The organism is Roseovarius halophilus (ex Wu et al. 2025), assembly GCF_047086965.1.
The window spans coordinates 1-254 of record NZ_JBKOTX010000665.1 but is presented as its reverse complement, the minus strand read 5'-3'; the positions used below and the strand labels follow the sequence as shown (position 1 = coordinate 254).

Here is a 254-nt window from a genome sequence, read left to right as displayed (position 1 = left end):
GTTCAAAACCTACGCGGCGTTTTCAAGAGCATTCATCTCTGCATGGAACTCATCCTCCACTTCCTGCGGCGGCCGGTGGCCGATGGCGCTGTGTAGCCGCTCCGTATTGTACCAACTGACCCATTTCAGGGTCTCCCATTAGACCTGTGCCATGGACTTCCAGGGTCCGAGGTAGTTGATGACCTCGGTCTTGAAGAGGCCAATGACGCTTTCGGCCATTGCGTTATCATATGAATCACCGACACTGCCGACCG

General features: G+C 55.1%; 1 protein-coding gene. It reads right to left on the bottom strand.

The genetic code is table 11. From position 1 onward, the window contains the following. Window positions 1-9: 9 nt before the first annotated feature. Window positions 10-129 (bottom strand): integrase core domain-containing protein, encoded by a 120-nt coding sequence (locus tag ACH107_RS33960; RefSeq protein ID WP_412509942.1) that lies wholly within the window; start codon window positions 127-129, stop codon window positions 10-12. Window positions 130-254 lie beyond the last annotated feature (125 nt).